This is a genomic window from Streptomyces sp. A 4/2 (assembly GCF_940670765.1).
Classification (GTDB): domain Bacteria; phylum Actinomycetota; class Actinomycetes; order Streptomycetales; family Streptomycetaceae; genus Streptomyces.
This window is the reverse complement of record NZ_CALNVW010000076.1, coordinates 1-3,428: the sequence shown is the minus strand read 5'-3', so window position 1 is coordinate 3,428 and position 3,428 is coordinate 1. Positions and strand designations below refer to the sequence as shown.

Annotated in this window: 1 protein-coding gene; it reads right to left on the bottom strand. The window is 67.2% G+C overall.

Annotation, left to right across the window (positions count from 1 at the left end; genetic code table 11):
- The coding region (locus tag NBY69_RS37050; RefSeq protein WP_284350450.1) for a beta-ketoacyl synthase N-terminal-like domain-containing protein at positions 1-3,332 on the bottom strand (3,332 nt) is incomplete at its 3' end.
- Between the last annotated feature and the right edge of the window lie 96 nt (positions 3,333-3,428).

The window sequence follows — 3,428 nt, the reverse complement described above, 5'->3', positions numbered from 1 at the left end:
GACACGTCACCCGCATATGCCGACTCACCCTGACCCAAGAACGACACCACCCGCCCACAACCCGCAAACCCAGCCAACAACCCCGCCAACACCCCACGATCCACATCACCCACACCCACCACCAACCGACTCACCCGCGCCCCACGAGACACCAACTCCCCAGCCAACAACCCCGGCCAAGGATCCCCACCACCCTCGAACTCCACCAACAACCACTCACCCGAAACATCCCGATCAGAACTCACACCCACCGGAGTCCACGAGACCTCGTACTTCAGCCGGTCCACCACCGCACGCTCCTGGCGACGCCTACGCCACGCGGAAAGCGCCGGAAGCGCTTCGCTCAGCGAAGACCCTGCCCCCAGCCCGAGCTCTGCGGCAAACAGATCGGCATCACCCCGCTCGACCGCCTCCCATATCTCGGCGTCGGCACCCACACCGGGCTCCGCCAGGGCAGCGGGCTTCACACGCGGCCAGTAACGCTCACGCTGGAAGACATACGTCGGCAGATCGACGGCGACCGCACCCGTGGGCGCGTAGAACCCCTGCCAGTCCACCGGACAACCATCCACCCACAACCGGGCCAGCGCGGTGACAACCGTGCCCGACTCAGGACGCTTACGGTGCAGCAACGGCACAGCCGGCGCACCTTCACACGTCTCGCCGACCGCGCCCACCAGACTCGCGTCAGGACCGACCTCCACGAACCGGGACACACCCAGAGCCCGCAACCGGGTCACGGCATCCGCGAACCGCACCGTCCCACGCACCTGATCCACCCAGTACCGGCCCGTGAACTTCTCCACCAACTCACCCGTCAGGGTGGACACCACGGGGATCTGCGGGCGATGCATTTCAATGCCAGAGGCAGCATCACCAAACGCCTCCAGCATCGGGTCCATCAACACCGAGTGGAACGCATGACTCACCTCCAGCCAACGCCCATCACGGCCGGACAGAGACGCGGCAACAGACTCAACAGCCGCACGCTCGCCCGACAGAACCACCCGACCAGGAGCATTCACCGCAGCGATGGACACACCCTCGACAAGAAGCGGCGTGACCTCCTCCACAGACGCGCGCACCGCCCACATCGCACCACCCTCAGGCAACGCCTCCATCAGCTGGGCACGCGCAGCCACCAGACGGCACGCATCCCCCAGCGACAGCACACCCGCCACATGAGCGGCAGCCAACTCGCCCACCGAATGGCCCACCACATAATCGGGGACCAGGCCCCACGACTCCACCAGCCGGAACAACGCCACCTCGACGGCGAACAGCGCGGGCTGTGCCCAGCCCGTACGCCGCAGCGCCTCCCCGTCCCCGAACATCACCTCACGCAACGGCCGGTCGAGCAGCACGTCGAAATGCCCACACACCTCACCCAAAGCCCCGTCGAAGACCGGGAAGGTAGCAGCCAACTCCGCTCCCATGCCGAGCCGTTGGCCACCCTGGCCCGAGAACACAAACCCGGTCAGACCACCACTGTTCGCCGTACCGAAGACGACGTTACGCGCGGGTCGACCTGCCATCAGTGCCTCGAGCCCGGCTTTGAACTCCTCGGAGTCCGAGCCGAGTACTACCGCACGGCTTTCAAGGCCGGTTCGGGTGGTGGCCAATGACAAGCCCACGGCCTCCGGCTTCATGCCCGAAGCAGGGTCGGACGCCAGGCGGCTCGCCTGCGCTGCCACCGCATCGGTCGACTTCGCCGAGAGCGGCCATGGCACCAGCGGTAGCTTCCATGCCTCCAGTTGACTGCCCTGTCCCGACAGTTCATCGCTGACCGGGACAGCAGCCAGCTCGGGTGCTTCTTCGATGATCACGTGTGCGTTGGTGCCGCTGACGCCGAACGCGGACACACCGGCCCGCCGCGGCCGGTCCGTCTCCGGCCAAGCCCGACCCTCGGCGAGCAGTTCCACCGCACCCGCCGACCAGTCCACGTGCGACGACGGCGTACCCACATGCAGCGACTTGGGCATGGCCCCGTGGCGCATCGCCTGCACCATCTTGATGACCCCGGCCACACCCGCCGCGGCCTGGGTGTGACCGATGTTCGACTTGACCGACCCCAACCACAACGGCCGCCCCTCCGGCCGCCCCTGCCCGTACGTGGCCAACAACGCCTGCGCCTCGATCGGGTCACCCAGAGATGTACCCGTGCCGTGCGCCTCCACCAGATCCACGTCCGCCGCCGACAGACCGGCATCAGCCAGAGCCTGCCGGATCACCCGCTGCTGGGAGGGGCCGTTGGGCGCGGTGAGACCGTTCGACGCACCGTCCTGATTGACCGCACTGCCCCGCACCACAGCCAGTACGGGATGCCCGTTGCGCCGCGCGTCCGACAACCGCTCCAGTACGAGAACGCCGGCGCCTTCCCCCCAGCTGGTGCCGTCCGCATCGTCGGAGAACGCCTTGCACCGTCCGTCACCGGCCAGGCCGCCCTGCCGGGCGAACTCCACGAAAGCGCCCGGCGTCGACATCACCGTCACACCACCGGCCAACGCCAGCGAACACTCCCCCGAACGCAACGACTGCGCCGCCAGATGCATCGCCACCAGAGACGACGAACACGCCGTATCCACCGTCACCGCAGGACCCTCAAGCCCCAACACATACGACACCCGACCCGAGAGCACACTCCCCGAACTCCCGGTCCCCCCATAGCCGTCACCCGACTCACCTGCCAGGGCCAGCAGGGCCGGGTAGTCCTGGCCGTTCGTCCCCGCGAACACACCAACCGGCCGTCCACGCAGGGACATCGGGCCTATCCCCGCACGCTCCAGGGACTCCCACGCCACCTCGAGCAGAAGACGCTGCTGCGGATCCATCGCCAACGCCTCACGCGGCGAAATCCCGAACAGACCAGCATCGAAGTCCGCCACCCCCTCCACGAAACCACCCACCGGCGCAAAGTCCCCACCAGCCTCCCAACCCCGGTCCACCGGGAAACCACCCATGGCATCGACCCCACCCGACACCAACCCCCACAAACCCTCCGGAGAAACCACCCCACCAGGGAATCGGCACCCCATCCCCACCACCACGACCGGATCCTCCACACCAGCCACCACCACCGACGGAACCAGCACACCCGAGGAAGCGACGCCCTCACTCCCGAACAACTCACCGATCAAGAAATCAGCCAGCGCCTCCACCGACGGATAGTCGAACACCACCGTCGAAGCCAACTTCAACCCGGAAGCAACCACCAGGGCGTTCCGGAGTTCGACAGCGGTGAGCGAGTCGAAGCCGAGGTCCCGGAATGCCGTCGCCGTATCCACGGCAGTGGAATCCGGAAAGCCGAGCACAGCACCGACCAGCCCGCGCACCAACTCCCTCACCTGCGCGCGCCTGGACGTGGCAGCGAGGCCCGCCAACTGTTCCTTCAGGCCGCCCGCCGTGGCAGGCAAAGATCCTGATGGCGC